The 1,441-nt window shown below is 67.0% G+C and carries 1 protein-coding gene; it reads left to right on the forward strand.

What is annotated here, in order from left to right; genetic code table 11:
- The first annotated feature begins 230 nt into the window (after positions 1-230).
- A complete protein-coding gene (locus ABZ725_RS52475) occupies positions 231-1,421 on the forward strand; it encodes an IS110 family transposase (RefSeq protein WP_358809466.1) in 1,191 nt (396 codons plus the stop codon).
- The last annotated feature ends 20 nt before the right edge of the window (positions 1,422-1,441 follow it).

Raw genomic sequence — 1,441 nt, forward strand, 5'->3', positions numbered from 1 at the left:
TCCCTACGTTGTTCTGCGGGAGGCGGTGAGCCCTTCGTATGGTTCACCCACCCAGGGGTGCCGGGTGTGGTTCAAAACGCTCTGCCGCTGATGGCTTTCAGTGATTGGCCGCCCGGTGCCCCACGACGACTCGGCTGCCAATTAGGAATTGCGAATGATCGCTGAGTAGGGAATCGACAGCGAGGTCGTCCGTCGGGAGGCACCAGCACCACACCGTACGGAGGCACCACATGGCCGCGATATGGGCCGGCATCGACGCAGGTAAAACCCATCACCATTGCGTCGCGATCGACGAGAGCGGCCACCGGCTGCTGTCCCGACGCGTCGCCAACGACGAACCCGAACTCCTCGAACTCCTCACCGATGTCCTGGCCCTGGGTGATGACGTGACCTGGGGCATCGACCTGGCCGACGGCGGAGCCGCCCTGGCCATCGCGATCCTGTTCAACCACGCTCAGCCGGTGCACTACATCTCCGGCCGGGCCATCCACCGCGCCTCGGAGAGCTACCGCGGCGAGGGCAAGACCGACGCCAAGGACGCCGCCGTCATCGCCGACCAGGCCCGCATCCGCCGCGACCTGCACCCCTTACGTGCCGGCGACGAGACCGTCACCGACCTCAAGATCCTCACCGGCCGTCGCACGGACCTGGTCGCCGACCGCACCCGCACCGTCAACCGGCTCCGCGCCCAACTGACCGGAATCTTCCCGGGCCTGGAGCGGGCCCTGGACCTCACCAACACCGGCCCGCTCGTGCTGCTGACCGGCTACCAGACCCCAGCCTCCCTGCGACGGACAGGCAAGAAGCGGCTCGAGACCTGGCTGCGCAACCGCAAGGTCCTGCGCGCTGACCGGCTCGCCGAGACAGCTTGGGAGGCTGCCGGAAGCCAGCACACCAGCCTGCCCGGCGAGAAACTCACCGCTCAGATGGTGCACACGCTCGCGCGGGAAGTGATGGCCCTCAACCAGCAGGTCGCCGAGCTCGACAAGGCGATCGAGGCCCGGTTTCGCGAACACCAGGACTTCGAAGTGATAACCAGCATGCCGGGGCTGGGAGTCATCCTCGGCGCCGAGTTTCTGGCCGCGACCGGTGGCGACATGACCGCCTTCGGCACCGCAGACCGCCTCGCCGGCTTCGGTGGCGTCGCACCTGTTCCCCGCGACTCCGGCAAGATCAGCGGCAATCTTCGCCGGCCGCGGCGCTACAACCGCAGACTCCAACGCGTCTTCTACATCTCCGCCTTGTTCAGCATCCGACACTGCGATGAGTCCCGCCGGTTTTACGAACGCAAGCGAGCCGAAGGCAAGCGTCACATCCAGGCCGTCCTCGCCCTGGCCCGCCGCCGCGTCAACGTCCTCTGGGCCCTCCTACGTGACGGACGGACCTACGAACTCGTGCCACCCACCGGGCACGCGGCTTGACAGACCGCATTAGGAATCAC

The organism is Streptomyces sp. NPDC006872, from assembly GCF_040635845.1.
Classification (GTDB): domain Bacteria; phylum Actinomycetota; class Actinomycetes; order Streptomycetales; family Streptomycetaceae; genus Streptomyces.

Bases quoted from the DNA above. Each gene is read 5' to 3' on its own strand.
- ABZ725_RS52475 (WP_358809466.1), top strand. From the start codon at position 231: ATGGCCGCGATATGGGCCGGCATCGACGCAGGTAAAACCCATCACCAT.